The sequence below is a fragment of the Streptosporangium sp. NPDC023615 genome, from assembly GCF_040640155.1.
GTDB lineage: Bacteria > Actinomycetota > Actinomycetes > Streptosporangiales > Streptosporangiaceae > Streptosporangium.
The window spans coordinates 19,698-41,402 of record NZ_JBFABE010000032.1; the positions used below are offsets into that span (position 1 = coordinate 19,698).

Here is a 21,705-nt window from a genome sequence, read left to right on the forward strand (position 1 = left end):
CGGAGGCCGCGCCGGGGACTGGACCGAGGAGCGCCGTGAGGCCGCGCCGGGGACTGGACCGAGGAGCGCCGTGAGGCCGCGCCGGGGACTGGACTGAGGAGCGAAGGAGCGGAGCGGATGAGTGACGAGGGAAGGAGCCGGATTCGAGCGGCCTCACCACGACGCGACAGCGTCGCAGATAAGCAGGAGCGGAGCGGATGAGTGACGAGGGAAGGAGCCGGGTTCGAGCGGCCTCACCGCGACGCGACAGCGTCGCAGATAAGCAGGAGCGGAGCGGATGAGTGACGAGGGAAGGAGCCGGATTCGAGCGGCCTCACCGCGACGCGACAGCGTCGCCACCGACACAGCGTCACCATTGATGCGTCCGTCTCTCCTTCTTTTTCTGGTCTGTCTGGGGCAGGTGGGGCTGGCCGCGGCGGGGCCGGTCGCGGCGGGGTGGGCCTCGTGGCCGCTCCTGGGGGTGGCCCTGGCGCTGGTCTACGTGATCGCCTCCCGGCGGGGCCTGGCGCTCAGCCTGTTCGCGCCGGCGCTGGCGGTGACCGCCTATCTGCTGTCGTCCGTGGTGGACGGCGGGACCGGCCGGTGGAGCACCCACCTGCTGGTGGTCGTCCTCGCCGCCTCGCTCTGGGTGGCCGGGCGGAGCGTGCGGCTGCGCCGGGCCTACCAGGCGGAGCTGGGTGACCGGGACCGGCGGATGGAACGCGCCCGCGAGGCCGACACCCGGGCCGCCAGGGCCGAGGAGCGCTCCCGCATCGCCCGCGAGCTGCACGACGTGGTCGCCCACCACGTGAGCGTGATGACCGTGCAGGCCGCGGCGGCGCGGCGGGTGCTGGCCAGCGACCCCGACGGGGCCCGGGAGGCCCTGTCCGCGATCGAGCAGCTCGGCAGGACCGCGATGGCGGAGATGCGGAGCATCGTGGGGGTGCTGAGGACCGACGCCACCCCGGCCGAGCGCGGACCCCAGCCCGGGGTACGGGAGATCCCCGCACTGATCGTCCAGATGCGCGAGGCCGGGCTGCGGACGCAGCTGTCGATCGAGGGCGAGCGGGAGACGCTCTCCCCCGGGGTGGACCTGGCGGCCTACCGGCTGGTCCAGGAGGCCCTCACCAACAGCCTGCGCCACGCCGGGCCGCGGGCGCGGGCCTGGGTGACGGTGCGCCACGAACCGGACGCCCTGGCCGTCTCCGTCGCCGACGACGGCCTCGGCCCGGGGGCGGGCGGCGACGACGAGGAGGTGACCGGTCACGGACTGGCGGGCATCCGCGAGCGGGTCGCCCTCTATGGTGGACTCCTGAGGATCGGCCCGCGGCCCGGGGGCGGATTCGAGGTCGATGCCCGGTTTCCTCTCAAGGACACGCGATGACGATCCGAGTGCTGCTGGTGGACGACCAGCCGCTGTTGCGCACCGGTTTCCGGCTGATCCTGGAGGCCGAGGCCGACCTGACCGTGGTCGGCGAGGCCGGGGACGGCAAGGCGGCCCAGGACCAGTCGCGGGCGCTGCTGCCGGACGTGGTGCTGATGGACATCCGGATGCCCGGGGTGGACGGCATCGAGGCGACCCGCAGGATCGTGCGCGAGGCCGTCGGCGGCGCGCACGTGCCGCGGGTGCTGGTGCTGACGACCTTCGATCTCGACGAGTACATCGTGGAGGCGCTGCGCGCCGGTGCCAGCGGTTTCCTGCTGAAGGACGTGCCGCCCGAGGAGCTGGTCCAGGCGATCCGGGTGGTGGCGGCCGGTGACGCCATCGTCGCGCCGAGCGTCACCAGGCGCCTGCTGGACAGGTTCGGCGCCCACCTGCCCTCGGCCCACCGGCAGTCCACCCCGGCGCGTCTGGACCGGCTGACCGAGCGGGAGCTGGAGGTGCTCCGCCTGATCGCCAGGGGCATGTCCAATGCGGAGATCGCCGCCGAGCTGGTGGTGAGCGAGACGACCGTCAAGACGCACGTCGGCAACGTGCTCACCAAGCTGGGCCTGCGTGACCGTGTCCAGGCCGTCGTGCTCGCGTACGAGACCGGGTTGATCACGCCGGGCGCGCTGCCCTGAGGAGCCGGGCGCGAACGGGCCCGCGGGGTCGCGGGGGCCGTGGGGCTCGCGGGACCGAGGACCCGCGGGGCCCGCGAGCTCGCGGAGCTCGCGGGGCGCCCGCGGGTCGCCCCCGGTCCTTGAGACGCCTCACCGGCGCGACGGGGAGCCTCAGTCGGCGGCGAGGGGCCGCGCGAGGCCCTGCCCGTCGACGGACCCGGCGGGGGCGTTCTCCGGGAAGTGGCAGGCGACCTGGTGGCGGGGGGCCAGCTCGGCCAGGGGCGGCTCCACCGTCCTGCAGACCTCCTGCGCCTTCCAGCACCGGGTGTGGAACCGGCAGGCGGGCGGAGGGCTGAGCGGGCTGGGCACGTCGCCCTGCAGCCGGATGCGCTCGCGGTCGTTGCGCCGCTTGACGTCCGGGATGGGGACGGCGGACATCAGCGCGGTGGTGTACGGGTGCATGGGCGACTCGTACAGGTCCTTGCGGTCGGCCAGCTCGACGATCTTGCCGAGGTACATGACCGCCACCCGGTCGCTGATGTGCCGGACCACCGAAAGGTCGTGCGCGATGACCACGTATGTCAGGTCGAGCTCGTTCTGCAGGTCCTCCAGCAGGTTGACCACCTGGGCCTGGATGGACACGTCCAGGGCCGAGACCGGCTCGTCGGCGACGATGAGCTTGGGCTTGAGCGCGAGCGTGCGGGCGATGCCGATGCGCTGGCGCTGCCCGCCGGAGAACTCGTGGGGGTAGCGGTTGTAGTGCTCGGGGTTGAGCCCGACCAGGGCCAGGATGTCCTGGACCTCTTTCTTGACCCCCTTCTCGGTCTTGACCCCCTGGATGCGGAACGGCGCGCCGACGATGGCGCCGACCGTGTGGCGGGGGTTGAGCGAGGAGTAGGGGTCCTGGAAGATGATCTGCACGTCGCGGCGGAGCGGCCGGATCTTCGCCTGCGACATGTGGGTGATGTCGTGGCCCTCGAAGATGACCTTCCCGCCGGTCGGCTCGATGAGCCTGGTGATCATACGTCCGGTCGTGGTCTTGCCGCAGCCGGACTCGCCCACCAGGCCGAGCGTCTCGCCCTTGCGGACGTCGAAGCTGATCCCGTCGACCGCCTTGACCGCGCCGACCTGACGCTTGAGCAGCCCCTTGGTGACGGGGAAGTGCTTCTCCAGCCCCTGCACCGACAGCAGCGGCTCGCTCTCGGGCCCCTGGCGCTCCGGCCGTGCCGCCGAGGTGACCGGGGTGACGGGGTTGTCTGCTCGCTCGCTCACGAGGACTCCAGGTTCGCTTTGATCTCGTTCTCCCAGATGTCCAGCCTGACCTCGCGGGGCATGTGGCACCGGACCAGGTGACCGCCCTCGCTCTCCAGCAGTTCGGGCACCTCGGTGCTCGACCTCTGCCCGTTGCGGCCGGCGAAGGCGCAGCGCGGGTGGAAGGCGCACCCCGGGGGCACGTTGATCAGGGAGGGCGGCGCACCCTTGATCGGCATCAGCCGTTCGGTCCGCTCGCGGTCGAGGCGTGGCATCGACCCCAGCAAACCCCATGTGTAGGGGTGCTCGGGCCGCTCGAAGATGTCCTCGGCCGTGCCGTACTCGATGCCCTTGCCCGCGTACATCACCAGGATGTCGTCCGACAGCTCGGCGACGACGCCCAGGTCGTGGGTGATGACGATCAGCGCGGCGTTGAAGTCGCGCTGCAGGTCGCGCATCAGGTCCAGGATCTGGGCCTGGACGGTCACGTCGAGGGCCGTGGTGGGCTCGTCGGCGATCAGCAGCTCCGGGTCGCAGGAGAGGGCCATCGCGATCATCGCGCGCTGCCGCATGCCGCCGGAGAACTCGTGCGGGTAGCTGTCGACGCGCCTGTCCGGCTGGGGGATGCCCACCCGGCCCAGCATGTCGACGGCGTGCTTGCGCGCGACCTTCTTGCTGACCTGGTTGTGGATGCGGTACGCCTCCACGATCTGCGCGCCCACGGTGTAGAAGGGGTGCATCGACGACAGCGGATCCTGGAAGATCATCGCCATCTTCTTGCCCCGCAGCAGCCGGACGTGCTCGGCGGAGGCCGCGACCAGCTCCTCGCCGTCCAGCCAGATCTCGCCGGAGATCCTGGCGCGGCCGCCCTTGTGCAGCCCGAGGATGCCCAGCGAGGTGACGCTCTTGCCGGAGCCGGACTCGCCGACGATGCCGAGCGTCTTGCCCCGCTCCAGCTGGAACGACAGCCCGTCGACGGACCGGACCAGCCCGTCGTCGGTCGGGAAGTGGATCCGCAGGTCTCTCAGTTCGAGGAAGCTCGTCGGAGCGTTCATCCCAGCCTCACCCTCGGGTCGACCACCGCGTACAGCAGGTCGACGATCAGACTGGCCACCACCACGAAGAGCGCGGCGACCATGGTGACGCCCATGATCTTCGGAAGGTCGTTGGACACGATCGCCTGGACCGCGTAGTCGCCGATGCCCTTCAGCGAGAACGTGCTCTCGGTGAGCACCGCGCCGCCCAGCAGCAGGCCCAGGTCGAGACCGAAGATCGTCAGGATGGGGGTCAGCGCGGCGCGCAGGCCGTGCTTGACGACCACGCTGGACTCCTTCATGCCCTTGGCCCGCGCCGTGCGGATGTAGTCCTCCCCCATGGTCTCCAGCATTCCCGCCCGGGTCAGCCGCGCGTAGGACGCGGCGTAGAGGAAGGCGAGCGTGATCCACGGCAGCAGGAGGTTGTAGGCCCACTGCGCCGGGTTCTCCTGAAGGGGCGTGAAGCTTCCGCCCGGCGCGGTGATGCCGAGCCCGTAGCTGAAGACCACCAGGGAGACGATGCCGGTGAAGAAGATCGGCAGGGAGACCCCGGCGAGCGCGACGCTCATCGCCGCCCGGTCGAAGATCGAGCCTCTGCGCAGCGCGGACAGCACGCCGACCGAGACCCCGCCGAGCAGCCAGATCACCGAGGCGCCGGCGGCCAGGGACATGGTCACCGGGATGCGGTCGACCAGTTCCGGCCAGACCGGCTGTCTCTTGATGAAGGAGTAGCCGAAACAGGGGGCGGGGCACTGCTCGATGGCGGCGCCGGTGTCGAACTCGGAGCCGACGAAGACACCGCTGATCCAGCGTCCGTACTGCACGGGGATGGGGTCGTTGAACCCCAGCTTCTCCGCCGTGACCGAGATCATCTCCGAGCTGGCGGCCCTGCCCATGTACCTGCTGGCGAAGTCCTCCGACGTGGCGCCCGCGAGGCGGGGAACGACGAAGAAGATCGAGAACGTGACCATGCTCACGATGATGAGCATGAGCAGGGCGCCGATCAGGCGCCGGATGATGTAAGTGACCACAGTCCCCCCGGCTCCGGGGACCGGCCTCGTGAGCCGGTCCCCTCAAGCCTCTTCCTTGCTGAACAGGATCGCCGACGGTTACTGGACACCCAGGTTCAGGTAGTCGTACATGTCGAACGCGCCGGTGACGAAGACGTTGGTCGCGCCCTGGGGACGGACGAGGACGCTCTTGGACCAGACGCCGGGCAGCACGTAGGCCTGCTCCATGACCCTCTGGTCGATCTCGCCCCAGAGCGCGTCGCGCTCGGCGACCTCGGTCTTCGTGAAGATCTCGTCGATCTTCGCGTCGATCTCCTTGTCCTTGATGCTGAGGTTGTAGTTACCGCCCGACTCGCGGATGGTGCGGCTGTCGACGATCTGCGACATGAAGCCGAAGCCGTCGTTCCAGTCGGCGCCCCAGCCGTTGGTGGCCAGGCCGATGCCGTTCTTCTTCACGAAGTCCGGCTTGCCGGCGTAGAGCGAGAAGTAGTCACCGGTGGGGTAGCCCTTGAGGGTCAGCTTGATGCCGACCTTGGCCAGCGACTGCTGCAGCGACTCGGCGGTCGCCTTCTCCTTGGGACGGTCGGCGCGGTAGGCCATGATCGTCTCGAAGCCGTCGGGCTTGCCGCAGGCGGTGAGGGCCTCCTTGGCCTTGGCCGCGTCGCCGGTGCCGGTCGGGTAGAGGTCCAGCTTCTTCCAGCCGCCGAGGGTCGGGGGCATCAGGCCGGTCGCGATGTCGCCGCCGGCGAACTCGCCGCCGTAGGCGTTCTGCAGGCCCACCCGGTCCGCGCCGTAGATGATGGCCTTGCGGCAGTCGACGTTGTCGAGCGGGGGCACGTCACCGATGATCGAGGTGTACCAGGTCCGGGTGGCGGTGGGGTTGTCCGACCGGGCCTTCAGGGCCGGGTCGCTCAGCACGCGGCCGAGCGCGGCCGGCTGGACACCGGTGCCGGCGAGGTCGATGTGCAGGTCGCCGGAGAGGATCCGGTTGTCGAGGTCGTCGGCGTTGACGCCGAGGGAGATCTCGTAGCCGTCCGGCAGCGCCTTGCGGATCGGGTCGGTCGCGGGGTCCCAGTTCTCGTTGCGGACCAGCGTGTAGCGCTTGCCGGCCTCGACCTTGTCGAACTTGTACGGGCCCGAGGCGATCACGTGCTCGCGGTACTTGACGCCGGTGTCCTTGTCCTTGGGGATCGGGATCGTGCCGGGCAGGGCCGCGAAGTTGTCGAAGCCTCCGTAGGCCTTCTTCAGGTGGAAGACGATCGTCTGGTCGTCGGGCGTCTCGATCGCGGAGTCGGTGTTGACGTCCGGGGTCTTGTAGACGCTCTTGAAGTCCTTCGGCAGGTCCAGCCAGTCGTTGAAGTACGTCGGGCCGTTGACGAAGGTCTCCTTGTCCATGGACCGCAGGACGGCGTACTTCACGTCCTTGGACGTGATCGGCGTGCCGTCCTCGAACTTCAGGCCCGTGCGGAGCTTGTAGGTCCAGGTCTTGCCGCCGTCGCTCGCCTCGCCCAGGCTCTCGGCCAGGTCGGGGGCGAGCTTGCGGCCCTCGGCGCCGGGGGCCGGGGTGTAGGTCACCAGCGAGCGGCCGTAGATGCGGATCAGGTTCCAGGAGAGGCCGTAGTAGGTGTCACCCGGGTCGACCGAGTCCCAGTCCTCGGAGATGGCCATCTTCAGGATGCCACCCTTCTTGTCGGAAGGGTTGAACACCTTCTCCAGGCCGGCGTTGAAGGCGTCGGCGGCGGCGGGGGCACCCGAGCCGGAGGCGCCGCCACCGGCGGGGGTCGTCGGCGAGCTGCTGGTACCACCACAGGCGGCGAGCCCGAGGGAGAGAGCGGCACCCGTGGCCGCGAAGGCCAGTGCGGATCGCTTGTTCATTTACTGCACCCCTTGATGGGTAGGGACAACGGGAGACGGAAGATCGGAGATCAGCGGGACGACTTCGGGTCGAGCGCGTCGCGCAACCCGTCGCCGAAGAGGTTGAAGGCCAGCACCGTGATGAAGATCGCCATGCCGGGGAAGAACATGAAGTGCGGCACGTTGTAGAACTTGACCGCCTGCGAGAGCATGCCGCCCCAGGTCGCCGTGGGCGCCTGGATGCCGACCCCGAGGAACGACAGCGCCGCCTCGAAGAGGACGTTGGTGGGGATGAGCAGCGTCGCGTAGACGAGGATCGGGGCGATCAGGTTCGGCAGGATCTCGCGGAACAGGATGTACGGGCCGCGGGCGCCCAGGCTCCGGGCGGCGTCGACGAACTCCCGCTCCCGCAGTGACAGGGTCTGGCCCCGGATGATCCTGCCGATGTACGGCCAGTTGAAGAAGCCGATCACGAAGATCAGCAGACCGATGCGCAGCGTGTCCCCCGAGACCCCGAGGCTCTGCTCGAACTGCCCGAGGACCCCGACCAGCGCCATGGCGAAGACGAGGAGGGGGAAGGCGAGGAAGACGTCCATCGCGCGGCTGATCAGGGTGTCGACCCAGCCGCCGAAGTAGCCCGCCACCACGCCCATGACGGTGCCGATGACGACGGAGAGGAAGGTGGCGAGGACCGCGATCAGCAGTGAGATGCGCGCCCCGTAGATCACCCTGCTGAAGAGGTCACGGCCGTTGACCGGCTCCACGCCGAAGAGGAACTCCCCCCCGATGCCCGTGCCGCCCTTGGGCGTCATGGTGGAGGTGTCGATCATCTCCTGGTGGAACTCGTTCGGCGGGTGGCCGAAGACGCTGACGATCAGAGGCGCGAAGATCGCGGTGAGGATCAACAGGACGACCACGCCCGCACCGATGAGCGCGACCTTGTCGCGCTTCAGGTGCATCCACGCGATCTGTCCGAGCGAGCGGCCTTGGATGGCCTTGGCGTCCGACCCGGCGAGCACTGCCTCCGGCGGGACCTCGGCGGGCTTGCCGGGTGCGTCGAGCGGTGCGGTCATACAGGTGGCCCCCTGGATCCCAGACGACATTGTCCGTCGGCTCGCCGCCGGGTTCGGACGACGAGCCGTGAGTCTGTGGGCCAGTTTTCTTGGTCCCGTGCGCAGAATCTACGGGCTGAACTGCGATGACCAGTCCCCTGAGGCGCTATGTGGCTTAACTGTGATTCACGCGAAATTCATTTGTTTTGATCCCGCGAAAAATGTCCGGGCGCCGTTCCGCTTCTGTCTCGGAACCGTGACATTGAAACGGGCCGTCACCGTACGTCATCCGATTCCGCGGCGCTTGAGGATGTCCTCGATATCGGAGAAATCGTCGTCGGCGGCGGGCTTGCCGGCGGCGCGGGGCGTGCCGGGCCGGGCCGCGGGGGCCTGGGCGGGCGCGGCCTGGTCCCTGGGGGTGCGCTTGGGCAGCGGCTGGGTGGGGGCCGTCGCGCCGGGCAGCCCGGCCCGTTCCCGCCCGGCCGTGGCCGCCGCGGCCGAGGTTCCGGAAGTGGCCTGGGCGGCAGACGCCGACCGCCCGGAGGAGGCCCCCGACGCCGCGGCCTTGAGCCGCCGGCCGCGCAGGAACCCCGAGATCAGGAAGAGCAGCACGGACAGCCCGGCCACCCCCACCCCGGCCCACACCACGGGGTTGAGCGCCAGGCCGGTGACGAATCCGACGATCGCCGTGCCGATCTGCCACAGGGTGGGCAGCGCCCCGGTCAGGTAGGCCGCGACCGGCAGCAGCGACCAGGCCATCGCGCGCAGCCCGGCGGCGGCCCCCCGGCGCCGCATCAGCAGGAAACTCAGCACCAGCCCCACCCCGGTGATCCCGGCGCAGAGCGGCAACCATGCGATCTGTCCGAACGACATAGCGAACCCCCTCGTATCGGCGTACCCGTCCTCCATCCTGGCACGTGGAATCGGGACGGGGTCTCCTTCCCAAGGAGGGATCACCCCTTAGGGGATGGGACCGCCGTCGCGCCCCGCCTCAGGGAGATCCCCCTCAGGGACGGGTGGCCGACAGCGCGCGCAGGGCCGCCACGTCGACCTCCAGCAGCGAGCCGACCACCAGCCGTCCCGGCGCCCCGGGGATCGGCAGCACGCTCGGCACCGCCACCACCCGGCATCCGGCCGCGGTCGCCGCCGTCACCCCGTTCGGGGAGTCCTCCAGAGCGACGCAGCGGGACGGCTCGGCGCCCAGCAGCCCGGCGGCGGTCAGGTAGGGCTCGGGGTCGGGTTTGTGCCTGGTCACGTCGTCGCCGGTGACGATCCGGTCGAAGTGGTGGGCGCCGATGCCGCGCAGGCACGCCTCGGCGATCGGCCGGGCCGAGGAGGTGACCAGGGCGGTGGCCAGGCCCTCCCGGCGCACCTCGGCCAGCAGGGCGGCGGCGCCGGGCATCATCTCCACCCCGCCCGACAGGCGGGTGATCATGCCGTCCACCATCCAGGTGGCCACCTGTTCCGGTGCGGCGCCGGAGCCGGAGACGCGGAGCATGTAGGCCACGCTGGAGGCCATGGAGCCGCCCACCAGGTTCTCCTGGTCGGCGGGCGTCCAGCCGGCGCCGAGCCGCTCCATCACCTCGGCCTCGACCTGGAACCAGATCTTCTCGCTGTCCACGAGGAGCCCGTCCATGTCGAACAGGACCGCCTGCATCGTCTCGTCCCCCCGATCGCCGGTCATGCGCCGGGACGTCCGGCCTCGGGGCGGTGGACGGCCCGCGCCGCCCCGGCGGCGCCCGCCGCCCGTCGGGCCGGGACGTCGCGAAGGGACGGCGTGAACGGCGTGACCGGGACGGACGGGGTGGTCAGGGTGGTCAGGGTGGTCAGGGTGGTCAGGGTGGTCAGGGTGGACGGCATGCGCGGGGTGCTCGTCATGGGGGCAAGGGTACCGGGGCCGGTCCGGGGGGTTATCGTTCGTGAAGGCAATTGAACGTCGCGTCCAATTACTCTCGTGACCCGTGTGAGGTAACGATGACGACCTACGGCACCATCCTCGTCGGCACCGACGGCTCCCCCTCCTCCTTCGGCGCGGTCTCCTCGGCCGCCTCCCTGGCCGCCGCCACCGGCGCCGTCCTCGTGCTGGCGTGCGCCTACGCCCCGATGCGCGAGCGCGAGCGGACCGCCGCGGCCGACGCCCTCGGCGATCTCTCCTACAAGGTCACCGGCTCCACCCCGGCCGACGACGCCCTGCGGGCCGCCCGGGAGCACGCGGTCGCCGCGGGCGCCCGGACGATCGAGCTTGCCGCCGAGGAGGGCGACGCCGTGGACGTGCTGGTCTCGCTCGCGGACAGGCTCGGGGCCGATCTGGTGGTCGTCGGCAACCGGGGGCTCAACAGCCTGGCCGGGCGCCTGCTGGGCTCGGTGCCGTCCGCCGTGTCGCAGCGTGCGGGCCGCGACGTCCTGATCGTCCACACCACCTCGGGTAGGTGACGTGAGGCCCCCCTCACCGCATAGGCTTAGCCGGATAGGACGGTAAGGCGAAAAGGAGGGGCGCGTGATCGAAATCGAAGGTCTGCCCGAGCTCGTCGACCCGGTGATGATCGCCGCGTTCGAGGGGTGGAACGACGCGGGCGAGGCCTCGAGCGGCGTGATCGCGCACCTGGAGGACGAGTGGAAGGCCACTCCCCTGGTCGCCCTGGACCCCGAGGACTACTACGACTTCCAGGTGACCCGCCCGATCGTCGAGATGGGTGAGGGCCTGACCCGCTCCATCACCTGGCCCACCACCAAGCTCTCGGTGGCCAGGCCCCCCGGCGTCGACCGCGACGTGGTGCTGCTGCGCGGCATCGAGCCCAACATGCGCTGGCGGGCGTTCTGCGAGGAGATCGTGGTCGTCTGCCGTGAGCTGGGGGTCGAGCTGGCCGTCCTGCTCGGCGCGCTGCTCAACGACTCGCCGCACACCCGCCCGGTGCCGATCGTGGGATCGGCGACCGACGAGGGCCTGGCCAGGGCGATCAACCTGGAGCTGAGCCGCTACGAGGGCCCGACCGGCATCGTCGGCGTGCTGCAGCACTCCCTGGGCGCCGCCGGCGTGCACGCCGTCTCGCTGTGGGCCTCGGTGCCGCACTACGTGGCCCAGCCGCCCAACCCGAAGGCCACCATGGCGCTGCTCAGCCGGATGGAGGACCTGCTCGACATCCCGATGCCGCTGGGCGAGCTGGCCGAGGAGTCCCGGGCCTGGGAGCACGGCGTGGACGAGCTGGCCTCCCAGGACAGCGAGGTCGCCGAGTACGTCAAGGAGCTCGAGGAGCGCAAGGACGCCGCCGAGCTGCCCGAGGCGAGCGGCGACGCCATCGCGGCCGAGTTCGAGCGCTACCTGCGCCGCCGCGACCGCGACTCCGACGGCTGAGGCCTCACAGGCGCCGGCGGCCCGGGCCGGTGGCGCCGAGGCCCCGGGAAGACGCCCGGCTCAGGCCGGGCGCGGCATCTCCCGCAGGCTCCGCCGCGCCCGGCCGGCACCGGCGGCCGCCGCCGTGCGGCGGGCCTGGTCGAAGCGGGTCCAGATCAGCGCGGCCAGGTCGGCGTCCACCCCCAGGGGCTGGGAGACCAGATCGGCTCCGGCCGCCTCCAGACGGCCCTGGAAGAACCCGGGCGCCAGCAGGTAGGAGGCCAGCGCGACCCTCGGCGCGGGTCCCGAGCGCGACCGCTCCAGGGTCTCGGCGACCGTGGGGGTGCCGGCGGCGGCGAAGGCCGCGCTGACCGGGCGGGCGAGCCGGACCGACAGCAGCCGGGCCGCCGCCCGTACGTCGGCGAGGGCCGCGGGGTCGGAGGAGCCCGCCGCCCCCAGGATCACCGAGTCCGCCGTCCGCAGGCCGGCGGCGGCCAGGCGCCGGGCCAGGACGGCGGCCAGCAGCGGATGCGGTCCCAGCGGGGCCGCGACCACGGCGTCCGGCCTGGCCGCGGCCACCACCGAGGGCAGGTCGACGTGTACGTGGTAGCCGCCCGCCAGCAGCAGCGGGACCACCACGACGGGACCGGTCAGGCCGGCGAGGACATCGGCCAGCAGGGGCGAGCTGATCTCCAGGAACGCCTGCTCGACCCGCGTCCCCGGCCGTCCGGCGCGCACCAGGTCGCACAGTCCGGCCACGGTCTCCTCCCCCCTGGCACTGCGCGTCCCGTGCCCGGCCAGGACCAGCGTCGTCAAAGGCCCTCACCGCGGTCGCAGGCCAGCCGGTAGCCGCGCTTGACGACCGTCTCCACGATCCCCGAGGGGCCGAGGGCGCGGCGCAGGCGGGTGATGGCCATCTCGACCGCGTGCTCGGCCGAGTCCCGAGAGGGTCCTCCCGGGAGCACGACGCGAAGGTCGGAGCGGGCCACCACGTGTCCCGGCTTGTCGGCCAGGCGCTTGAGGACCGCCATCGGCGCCGGCGGCAGCGGCTTCAGCTCCCCGTCCACGGCGACGGCGTGGCCGCGGATCTCCAGGCGGTGACCGCCGGCGGTCAGCCGGGTGACGCTGTGCTCGGGCAGGTGCCGGGCGAGCGTGCGGGCCAGGGTGCCCAGCCGGGAGCGTTCGGGCTGCACGGTGCGCACCCCCCGGGCCTCCAGGGGGGCCGCGGTGACCGGGCCCACGCAGGCGGCCACGACCGGGCCGGCGAACGCGGCGATCAGCGCGTCCTCCAGCCCCTCGGCGCGGGCGGAGTTGAGCATGGCCAGCACGGCCGGGGCGCTGGTGAACGCCACGGCGTCCACCCCTCCGGAGATCGCCTGGCTGACCAGGCGGCGCAGCGGCGACACGTCGCGGTAGGGCAGCCACCGGTAGACCGGCACCTCGATGACCTCCGCCCCGGCCTCGCGCAGCGCGGCCACGAAGCCGGTCAGCGGCTCCCCGTGCAGTTGCACGGCGATGCGGCGCCCGCGCAGGTCCTGGGCCAGCAGGTACTGCTTGACCTCCTCGCACGACTCGGTGGGCGGGGTCCAGTGGTCGGTCAGGCCCGCGGCCCTGACCGCGCCGCGCGCCTTGGGCCCGCGGGTCAGCAGCCGGGCGGCGGCCAGGTGCCCGGCGAGCTCGCCCGACAGGCCCCAGCCCTCCGCCGCGGCCATCCAGCCCCGGAAGCCCACGCCGGTGGTGACCACCACGTCGTCGACGGGGGCGGCCAGGCTGGTGCGGGTGGCGGCCAGCAGTTCGGCGTCCTCGGCCAGGGGCACCAGCCGGATCGCCGGGGCGCGCACCACCCTGGCGCCCCGGCGTTCCAGCAGCGCGCAGAACTCCTCGCGCCGGCGGGTGGCGGTGACCCCGATCGTGAACCCGGCCAGCGCGTCGGGCGCGGTCTCCGGAGAGCCGAGGTGGTCGTCGGCGGCGGTGATGCTCATCTGTCGTTCACCACTCCTTCGTGGACGTCCGGCCGGGAGGGCGGTCGGGGCGAGCCCCGCGCGTGCTCACGCCGCGCTCACCTCGACCGCCCCGCCGGCCAGCCGGACCGGGTAGATCGGCACGGCCACCGGCTCCTCGTCCAGGCACGCCCCGGTGACCAGGGAGAAGGCCTGCTTGTGCATGGGAGAGACGACGATGGGCTCGCCCGCCCGGGTGCCCACGATCCCCCGGGAGAGGACCTGGGCGCCGCTGAACGGGTCGCGGTTGCCGATCGCGTACAGGGCACCGTCGAAGGTGCGGAACAGCGCGATCTGGTGGCCGCCGACGAGCGCGCAGGCTCCGCGCTCGGGCAGCAGGTCGGTGTAGGAGCAGACCGGCGTCCAGACGGTCGTCTCCAGGTCTTCGCGTACGGCGGTCATCGGCGCGGGCCTTTCTGCTCGGACTGCTCGGGTCATGCGGGTCATGCGGGTCGTTCGCGTCATGCGGGTCGCTCGGTGCGGCGGTCCGGGCGGTCGTGCCGGTCGTGCCGGTCGTGCCGGTCGGGGGCCCGGCTCAGGAGCGGACCACCTCCAGCGGGATCAGGACCGGCTTGACCTGGTCGCGTTCGGTCTCGAAGGCGATCGAGGGGTCGGGCGTCCCCGGGGCGTTGACGAACGAGACGAACCGGCGCAGCTTCTCGGGGTCCTCGATCGTGGCGCGCCACTCGTCGGCGTATCCGGCCACGTGCCGCGCCATCTGGGCCTCCAGGTCGGAGCAGATCCCGAGGGAGTCCTCCAGGACCACCTCCTTGACGTAGTCCAGCCCCTGGTTCTCCAGCCAGACCGAGGTGCGCTGGAGGCGGTCGGCGGTGCGGATGTAGAACATCAGGAACCGGTCGATGACGCGGATCAGCTCCTCGGTGCCCAGGTCGGAGGCGAACAGGTCGGCGTGGCGCGGGGTGAAGCCGCCGTTGCCGCCCACGTAGAGGTTCCAGCCCAGCTCGGTGGCGATGATGCCGAAGTCCTTGCCCCTGGCCTCGGCGCACTCGCGGGCGCAGCCGGACACGGCCGACTTGAGCTTGTGCGGCGAGCGCAGTCCCCGGTAGCGCAGCTCCAGCGCCACCGCCAGGCCGACCGCGTCCTGCACGCCGTAGCGGCACCAGGTGGAGCCCACGCACGACTTCACCGTGCGCAGCGCCTTGCCGTAGGCGTGGCCGGACTCGAAGCCGGCGTCCACCAGGCGCTTCCAGATGAGCGGGAGCTGCTCCACCCGGGCCCCGAACAGGTCGATCCGCTGCCCACCGGTGATCTTGGTGTAGAGGTCGAAGTCCCGGGCCACCTCGCCGATCACGATCAGCTTCTCGGGGGTGATCTCCCCGCCGGGGATGCGCGGCACCACCGAGTAGGTCCCGTTGCGCTGGATGTTGGCCAGGAAGTGGTCGTTGGTGTCCTGCAGCGCGGCCTGCTCGCCGTCGAGGATGTGGCCGTTGCCGAGCGAGGCGAGGATCGAGGCGACGACGGGCTTGCACACGTCGCAGCCGCGCCCGGCGCCGTGCTCGGCGATGATCTGCGAGAACGTGGTGAGCCCGCGGACCCTGACGATGTCGAACAGCTCGGCCCTGCTCTGCTCGAAGTGCTCGCACAGGGCCTTGGAGACCTCGACGCCCGAGGAGACGAGGATCCGCTTGAGCATCGGGACGCAGCTGCCGCAGGTGGTGCCCGCCCGCGTGCACGCCTTGATCCCGGGCACGTCGGTGAGGCCGTGGTCGGCGATGGCCGAGCACACCTGCCCCTTGGTGACGTTGTTGCAGGAGCAGACCTGGGCGTCGTCGGGCAGTTCCACGCTCGCCGGGCCGCCGGTGAACAACAGCTCGCTCGGCGACCCGGGCAGCTCGCGGCCGACGAACGGCTTGAGGGTGTTGTACGGGGTGGCGTCGCCCACGCAGATCCCGCCCAGCAGCGTGCGGGCGTCGTCGCTGACGAAGAGCTTCTGGTAGACGCCGCCCACCGGGTCCATGAACGTCACGTCCAGCGCGCCGTCCATGGCGCCGAACTGGGCGACCTCCACGCCGAGCAGCTTGAGCTTGGTGGACAGGTCGGCGCGGGCGAAGACCGCCTCGCCGCCGCAGACGCGGTCGGCGGCGACCTCGGCCATCGTGAAGCACGGGCCGACCAGCCCGTAGACCATGCCGTCGTGCAGGGCGCACTCGCCGACCGCGTAGATCGCCGGGTCGCTCGTGCGCATCCCGTCGTCCACCGCGATCCCGCCGCGCGCGCCGACCTCCAGCCCGGCCTGACGGGCCAGCTCGTCGCGGGGCCTGACCCCCGCCGAGAAGATCACGATCTGCGCCTCGACGGTCTCCCCGTCGGGCTTGACCAGTCCGGCGACCCGCCCGTCCGGGCCGGCGACGATCTCCTTGGCGCCGGCGTCGGTGTGCACGGTCAGGCCGAGGGCCTCGACGTGGCCGCGGAGCACGGAGCCGCCGCCCTCGTCGACCTGGCGGGGCATGAGCCAGCCGCCCATCTCCACCACGTGCGTGTCCATGCCCAGGCCGCGCAGCGCGTCGGCGGCCTCCAGGCCCAGCAGCCCGCCGCCGATCACCACGCCGGCGGTGGCGTCCTCGGCGGCCCGCCTGATCGCGTCGAGGTCGTCGATCGTGCGGTAGACGAAGCAGCCCTCCAGCTCCCTGCCGGGCACCGGCGGCACGAACGGGCTGGACCCGGTGGCCAGCACCAGCGTGTCGTAGGGCTCCCGGTGGCCGTCGGCGGTGACGACCTCCCGCCCCCGCCGGTCGATCTCGACGACCCGTGACGAGAGCCGCAGCACGACCCCCTCCGGCACCGGGTAGCTGAGGTCCTCCACGCTCTTCCCGGTCAGGTACGAGGTCAGCGCCACCCGGTCGTACGCCGATCGGGGCTCCTCCCCCAGCACGGTGATCCGGCCCGCGAAACCCTTGGCGATCAGGGCCTCGACCAGGCGGTGCGATGTCGGTCCGTGTCCTACCACGACAAGCCGTGACATGGTCGTCCTGCCCTTCTCGTCCTTCTCGTCCGTCGCGTCCGTCCGCCCCGCGCCCGTCGCGCCGGGTCGTCCCGCGTGGGGTCCGCCGGTCACGCCGAGACCCCTTCCTGCTCGCAGAGCCAGTCCACGATGCCCTCCACCGCGTCGTGGCAGCCGCCGCAGCCGGTGGTGGCCCGGGTCGCGGCGGCGACGGCCGCGACGTCCCTGGCGCCGGACTCCCAGCAGGCCCTGATCTGGCCCTTGGTCACGTTGTTGCACTGGCAGACCCTGGCGGCGTCGGGCATCCTGACCGGGCTCTCGGCGACCGTGCCGCCGGACAGGCCGGGGAACAGCAGGCCCGCCCGGTCGCCCGGCAGCGGCCCGCCCCGGTCGAAGAGCTGGGTGAGGTTGCCCACCGTGGAGGTCTCGCCCAGCAGGATCACGCCCACCAGGCGACCGTCCCGGATGACCAGCTTGCGGTAGGTGCCGGTGGCCCGGTGGCTGAACCGCACGACCTCGGCGTCGTCCTCGGTCAGGTGGGTCTCGCCCATCGCGGCCAGCTCCACGCTGCTGGCCTTGAGCCGGGTCACCAGCCGCGACCCCCGGTAGCGGGCGGTCTTGTCGGTGCCGGTGACGAGGTCGGCGACCACCGCGGCCTGCTCCCAGGCGGGGGCGACCAGGCCGTACACCCGGCCCCGGTGCTCGGCGCACTCGCCGATCGCGAAGATCGAGGGGTCGTCGGTGCGCATCTCGTCGTCGACGACGATCCCGCGCGCCACCTCCAGCCCCGCGTCCCCGGCCAGGGAGGTCACCGGGCGGATGCCGCAGGCCAGCACCACCAGGTCGGCCTCGACCGTCTCGTCCCCGGTGAGCCGTACGCCGTCGGCGGTGATCTCCTCGATGACGACGCCGGTCCTGATGTCCACGCCCAGTCCGCCCAGGGTCTGGCCCAGCACGAGCCCGGCCTCGGCGTCGAGCTGCCGCTCCATCAGGTGGTCGGCCAGGTGCAGCAGCGTCACCGGCAGCCCCCGCCCGGCCAGGCCCCGGGCCGCCTCGATGCCGAGCAGCCCGCCGCCGACCACCACGGCGCGCCGCGCCGACCGGGCCGCCCGCAGGATCGCGTGGCAGTCGTCCATGGTGCGGAACGTCACGGCCCGCTCGGCGCCCGGGATCGGCGGCACCACGGCCTCGCTGCCGGTGGCGAGCACCAGCACGTCGTACGGCTCGCGCCGGCCGCCGGCGGTGATGACGGCCTGGGTGTCCCGGTCCACCGCGACCACCTCGACGCCGGGCACGGCCGTCACCGCGTGGTCGGCGTACCAGGCCGGGTCCAGCAGCCGCACCCGCTCGGGGGGCATCGTCCCGGCCACCACGTTCGACAGCAGCACCCGGTTGTAGGGCTGGCCGTGCTCGGCGCCGAACACGGTCAGTCCCACGTGCCGGTCGCGGGCGCGGATCTCGCTCACCAGGCGGGCGCCGGCCATGCCGTTGCCCACCACCACGATCCGGGTCATCGGGCACGCTCCACTCTGACCGCGCACACCTTGAACTCCGGCATCCGCGACACCGGGTCCAGGGCGGGGTTGGTGAGGAGGTTGACGCCGGGCCAGTGGAAGGGCATGAACACGGTGTCGGGACGGATGGACGCGCTGACCTTCGCCGGGGCCTCGGTCGCGCCGCGCCGGCCGACCACCCGCAGCCTCTCGCCGTGCGTCACGCCCAGCCGTTCGGCCAGGTCGGGGTGCAGTTCCACGAAGCCCTCCGGTGCCGCCGCGTTGAGCGCGGCGATCCGCCGCGTCTGCGCGCCGCTCTGGTAGTGGGCGAGCACCCGCCCGGTCGTGAGGTAGAGGGGGTACTCGGCGTCGACGTCCTCGTCGGGCGGGCGGTGCTCGACCGGTATGAAGCGGGCGCGCCCGTCGGGGGTGGGGAAGCGGTCCAGGAACGGCCGGGGGGTGCCGGGGTGGTCCTCGTCCGGGCACGGCCAGAACACGCCGGTCTCGGCCGCGATCCGCTCGTAGGTGATGCCCGCGTAGTCGGCGATCCCGCCGGCCGAGGCGCGGCGCAGCTCGTCGAAGACCTCGCGGGGGTCGGCGGAGAAGCCGTCCGTCCCGCGCAGCCGCGCGGCCAGGCCGCGCAGGATCTCCAGGTCGCTGCGCACCCCCTCCGGCGCGTCGAGCGCCCGGCGGCGCAGCAGGACCCGGCCCTCCAGGTTGGTCATGGTGCCGCTCTCCTCGGCCCACTGGGTGGTGGGCAGTACCACGTCGGCCGTGGCGGCCGTCTCCGACAGGACCAGGTCCGAGACCACCAGCAGGTCCAGCGCGCCCAGGCGCTCGGCCACCCGCCCGGCGTGCGGCGCCGAGACCAGCGGGTTGGAGCCGAACAGCAGCAGCGCACGGGGACCGGTGGGGGTGCCGAGCGCGTCCAGCAGCTCGTAGGCCGAGCGGCCGGGGCCGGGCAGGTCGGCGGGGTCGACGCCCCAGACGGCGGCGACGTGCGCGCGGGCGGCCGGGTCGTCGATCTTCCGGTAGCCGGGGAGCTGGTCGGCCTTCTGGCCGTGCTCGCGGCCTCCCTGGCCGTTGCCCTGCCCGGTGACGCAGCCGTACCCCGACCCCTCCCGGCCGGGCAGGCCGAGGGCCAGGGCGAGGTTGACGAACGCGCCGACCGTGTCGGTTCCCTTGGCGTGCTGCTCGGCGCCGCGCCCGGTGAGGATCGCGGCCCGGCCGGCCGCGGCCAGGATCGCCACCGCGGCGCGCATCCGGGCGACCGGCACGCCGGTGACGCGCTCCACCCGCTCGGGCCACCAGGCCGCGACCGAGGTGCGGACCGCCTCGAAGCCGGTGGTGCGGGCGGCCACGTAGTCCTCGTCCACGTCGCCCTGGGCGACGACGATGTGCAGCAGGCCCAGCGCCAGCGCCAGGTCGGTGCCGGGGGTGGGCTGCAGGTGCAGGTCGGCCTGGCGGGCGGTCGGGGTGACGCGGGGGTCGATGACGATCAGCCGCCCGCCGGTCTCGCGCATCGCGGCCAGGTGGCGGACGAAGGGCGGCATGGTCTCGGCCACGTTCCCGCCCGCCAGCAGCACCGCGTCGGCGCGGGCCAGGTCGGTGATCGGGAACGGCAGGCCGCGGTCCATGCCGAAGGCGCGGCCGGTGGCCGCCGCGGCCGAGGACATGCAGAACCGGCCGTTGTAGTCGATCTGGCTGGTCCGCAGCACCACCCGGGCGAACTTGCCGAGCTGGTAGGCCTTCTCGTTGGTCAGCCCGCCGCCGCCGAACACGGCCACCCCGTCGGGGCCGTGGGCGGCCTGGACGGCGCGGAGGCGGTCGGCGACGAAGTCGAGCGCCTCGTCCCAGCCGACCTCCTCGCCGTGCAGCAGGGGGGTGGTGAGCCGCTCGCCGGTGAGGAGCTCACCGGCGGTCCAGCCCTTCTGGCACAGTCCTCCCGCGTTGGCGGGGATGTCGTGGCGCGGGGTGATGGTGACCGTCTCACCCGCCGCGACGTTCATGCCGCACTGCAGGGCGCAGTACGGGCAGTGCGTCGCCGTCCCGGCCTTCACAGGCGGCGGGGCGGGCAGTGAGATCGGCATGGATCCGATGGTGCTTTCAGGCGGTTTCACCGCGAGGTCTCCCCTGTTACCGATGTGCTACAAGCCGCTAACCGCGTTCACACGCGCGGTGAGGCGGGTGTGAGCCGTCCGCCGGCCGGGCCGGCGCCGCGTGCCGGGCGTGCCGGGCGTGCCGGCGGTCACACGCGGGCCGCCGCCAGGCTGGGCACGGGACCCGCGGTACGCAGGTAGCAGGCCCAGGTGAGGACCGCGCACACCACGTAGAAGGCGGCGAACGACCCCAGCGCGGCCCCGGCCCCGCCGGTCGCGGCGATGGAGCTGCCGAACCCGCGGTTGATGAAGAAGCCGCCGAACGCGCCGATCGCGGAGATGATCCCGACCGCCGCGGAGGAGTCCCGCCTGCCGACCGCCAGCGCCGCCTCGTGGGCCGCCGTGCCCGGGGCCAGACCCGCGACGGCCTTGGCCCGGAAGATCGCCGGGATCATCCGGTAGGTGGAGCCGTTGCCGATGCCGGTGGCGGCGACCAGGAGCATGTACGCGCCGAAGAAGAGCGCGAAGGCGTGCTGGGCCAGGCCCTGCCAGACCAGCGCCGCCGCGCCCGCCATGGCGCCGAAGTTGACCAGCGTCACCCGGGCCCCGCCGAGCCGGTCCGACAGCCAGCCCCCGGCCGGGCGGATCAGGGAGCCGACCAGCGGGCCGAGGAAGGCCAGCCCGACCAGGGAGGCCTGCTCGGGGAACTGGCTCTTGATGAGCAGCGGGAACGCCGTGGCGTAGCCGATGAACGAGCCGAACGTGCCGATGTACAGCAGCGACATGATCCAGGTCTGGGCGCGGCCGGCGACCTTGAGCTGGTCGGCGGGGCTGGCCTTGGCGGAGGTCAGGTTGTCCATGAAGAGGTAGGCGCCGAGCGCGGCGGCCAGGATGAACGGGATCCAGAACAATCCGGCCGCGGCCAGCCCGAACGCGCCGATCACCAGGGGCATGACGAGCTGCACGGAGCTGACCCCGATGTTGCCGCCCGCCGCGTTGAGGCCGAGCGCCGTCCCCTGCCTGCCCTGGGGGTAGAAGTGGGTGATGTTGGCCATGCTGGAGGCGAAGTTGCCGCCGCCCAGGCCCGCGGTGGCCGCGATGACCAGGAACATCCAGTACGGGGTGTTCGGGTCGCCGACCGCGAACGCCAGCAGCACCGCGGGCACCAGCAGCAGCAGGGCGCTGACCACCGTGAAGTTCCGGCCGCCGAACCTGGCCGGGGCGAAGGTGTAGGGGATGCGCAGGGCCGACCCGACCAGGTTGGGCAGGGAGACGATCCAGAAGAGCTGGTCGGTGGAGAAGTCGTAGGAGCCCATCTGCACGGCCACGATGCTCCACACGGTCCACAGCGTGAACCCCAGGTGCTCGGCGAAGATGGAGAAGATCAGGTTCCGCCGGGCCACCCTTCTGCCCCGCCCCTGCCAGAAGTCCGGGTCGTCGGGCCGCCAGTCACTGATCCAGGGCTTCGCCATCGTTCCTCCTGCGCGTGTTCGGGGGCTTCGGTCCGAAACCTACGAGGGGGCCGTTACGCACATTCACTGTCTGTGATGGTGCGCCGGTTACGTGTGACTAACCGTGGAAATACGCAATGCACACG

Annotated in this window: 19 protein-coding genes; 4 read left to right on the forward strand and 15 right to left on the reverse strand. The window is 72.2% G+C overall.

Features of this window, described 5'->3' with window-relative positions:
- Positions 1 to 358 precede the first annotated feature (358 nt).
- Positions 359 to 1,363 (forward strand): sensor histidine kinase, encoded by a 1,005-nt coding sequence (locus tag AB0G16_RS22120; protein WP_362807824.1) that lies wholly within the window; start codon positions 359 to 361, stop codon positions 1,361 to 1,363.
- Positions 1,360 to 2,043, forward strand: coding sequence for a response regulator transcription factor (locus AB0G16_RS22125; protein WP_362807826.1), 684 nt, complete (start codon positions 1,360 to 1,362; stop codon positions 2,041 to 2,043). Before AB0G16_RS22120 ends, AB0G16_RS22125 begins: the two co-directional genes overlap by 4 nt.
- A 150-nt stretch (positions 2,044 to 2,193) precedes the next feature.
- Here AB0G16_RS22125 and AB0G16_RS22130 read toward each other — a convergent pair whose 3' ends face one another.
- From AB0G16_RS22130 to AB0G16_RS22165, 8 genes are all read right to left on the reverse strand, one after another.
- Positions 2,194 to 3,213 (reverse strand): dipeptide ABC transporter ATP-binding protein, encoded by a 1,020-nt coding sequence (locus AB0G16_RS22130; RefSeq protein ID WP_362807997.1) that lies wholly within the window; start codon positions 3,211 to 3,213, stop codon positions 2,194 to 2,196.
- Positions 3,214 to 3,290: 77 nt separating this feature from the next.
- On the reverse strand, positions 3,291 to 4,328 hold the full coding sequence (locus tag AB0G16_RS22135; RefSeq protein WP_362807830.1) for an ABC transporter ATP-binding protein: 1,038 nt from the start codon (positions 4,326 to 4,328) through the stop codon (positions 3,291 to 3,293).
- A complete protein-coding gene (locus AB0G16_RS22140; RefSeq protein WP_362807834.1) occupies positions 4,325 to 5,338 on the reverse strand; it encodes an ABC transporter permease in 1,014 nt (337 codons plus the stop codon). Before AB0G16_RS22140 ends, AB0G16_RS22135 begins: the two co-directional genes overlap by 4 nt.
- 78 nt (positions 5,339 to 5,416) lie before the next feature.
- On the reverse strand, positions 5,417 to 7,192 hold the full coding sequence (locus AB0G16_RS22145) for an ABC transporter substrate-binding protein (RefSeq protein ID WP_362807837.1): 1,776 nt from the start codon (positions 7,190 to 7,192) through the stop codon (positions 5,417 to 5,419).
- Positions 7,193 to 7,242: 50 nt separating this feature from the next.
- Positions 7,243 to 8,244, reverse strand: coding sequence for an ABC transporter permease (locus tag AB0G16_RS22150; RefSeq protein WP_362807840.1), 1,002 nt, complete (start codon positions 8,242 to 8,244; stop codon positions 7,243 to 7,245).
- A 264-nt stretch (positions 8,245 to 8,508) separates the two neighbouring features.
- Positions 8,509 to 9,096: a cellulose synthase gene (locus AB0G16_RS22155; protein ID WP_362807843.1), complete on the reverse strand. Its 588-nt coding sequence runs from the start codon at positions 9,094 to 9,096 to the stop codon at positions 8,509 to 8,511.
- A gap of 133 nt (positions 9,097 to 9,229) precedes the next feature.
- Positions 9,230 to 9,907 carry an HAD family phosphatase gene (locus AB0G16_RS22160; protein WP_362807845.1) on the reverse strand — a complete coding sequence of 226 codons (678 nt, stop codon included), beginning with the start codon at positions 9,905 to 9,907 and terminating at the stop codon, positions 9,230 to 9,232.
- Positions 9,904 to 10,101: a hypothetical protein gene (locus AB0G16_RS22165; protein ID WP_362807848.1), complete on the reverse strand. Its 198-nt coding sequence runs from the start codon at positions 10,099 to 10,101 to the stop codon at positions 9,904 to 9,906. Before AB0G16_RS22165 ends, AB0G16_RS22160 begins: the two co-directional genes overlap by 4 nt.
- Positions 10,102 to 10,197: 96 nt before the next feature.
- Between AB0G16_RS22165 and AB0G16_RS22170 the strand changes: the two genes are divergently transcribed.
- Both AB0G16_RS22170 and AB0G16_RS22175 read left to right on the forward strand, forming a co-directional pair.
- Complete coding sequence (locus AB0G16_RS22170) at positions 10,198 to 10,656, forward strand: universal stress protein (RefSeq protein ID WP_362807851.1); 459 nt, start codon at positions 10,198 to 10,200, stop codon at positions 10,654 to 10,656.
- Between the two features lie 64 nt (positions 10,657 to 10,720).
- Positions 10,721 to 11,575, forward strand: a complete 855-nt coding sequence (locus tag AB0G16_RS22175) for a PAC2 family protein (RefSeq protein ID WP_362807854.1) — start codon at positions 10,721 to 10,723, stop codon at positions 11,573 to 11,575.
- A gap of 60 nt (positions 11,576 to 11,635) precedes the next feature.
- On the opposite strand, the gene AB0G16_RS22180 is transcribed toward AB0G16_RS22175, so the two are convergent.
- The 7 genes from AB0G16_RS22180 to AB0G16_RS22210 form a co-directional block, all read right to left on the reverse strand.
- Positions 11,636 to 12,370 (reverse strand): CbiX/SirB N-terminal domain-containing protein, encoded by a 735-nt coding sequence (locus AB0G16_RS22180; protein WP_362807857.1) that lies wholly within the window; start codon positions 12,368 to 12,370, stop codon positions 11,636 to 11,638.
- The gene (locus AB0G16_RS22185) at positions 12,367 to 13,536 is read right to left on the reverse strand and encodes a uroporphyrinogen-III synthase (RefSeq protein WP_362807859.1); all 1,170 of its coding nucleotides are present in this window, start codon (positions 13,534 to 13,536) and stop codon (positions 12,367 to 12,369) included. The genes AB0G16_RS22180 and AB0G16_RS22185 overlap by 4 nt, the downstream gene beginning before the upstream one ends.
- Positions 13,537 to 13,602: 66 nt before the next feature.
- Entirely contained in the window at positions 13,603 to 13,956 is a 354-nt protein-coding gene (gene nirD / locus AB0G16_RS22190) for a nitrite reductase small subunit NirD (protein ID WP_362807862.1), read from the reverse strand.
- A 133-nt stretch (positions 13,957 to 14,089) separates the two neighbouring features.
- On the reverse strand, positions 14,090 to 16,537 hold the full coding sequence (gene nirB, locus AB0G16_RS22195; protein WP_362808000.1) for a nitrite reductase large subunit NirB: 2,448 nt from the start codon (positions 16,535 to 16,537) through the stop codon (positions 14,090 to 14,092).
- Between the two features lie 89 nt (positions 16,538 to 16,626).
- Positions 16,627 to 18,030: an FAD-dependent oxidoreductase gene (locus tag AB0G16_RS22200; RefSeq protein WP_362807865.1), complete on the reverse strand. Its 1,404-nt coding sequence runs from the start codon at positions 18,028 to 18,030 to the stop codon at positions 16,627 to 16,629.
- Positions 18,027 to 20,099 (reverse strand): molybdopterin-dependent oxidoreductase, encoded by a 2,073-nt coding sequence (locus AB0G16_RS22205; RefSeq protein WP_362807868.1) that lies wholly within the window; start codon positions 20,097 to 20,099, stop codon positions 18,027 to 18,029. The genes AB0G16_RS22200 and AB0G16_RS22205 overlap by 4 nt, the downstream gene beginning before the upstream one ends.
- 158 nt (positions 20,100 to 20,257) lie before the next feature.
- Positions 20,258 to 21,580 carry an MFS transporter gene (locus AB0G16_RS22210; RefSeq protein ID WP_362807871.1) on the reverse strand — a complete coding sequence of 441 codons (1,323 nt, stop codon included), beginning with the start codon at positions 21,578 to 21,580 and terminating at the stop codon, positions 20,258 to 20,260.
- Between the last annotated feature and the right edge of the window lie 125 nt (positions 21,581 to 21,705).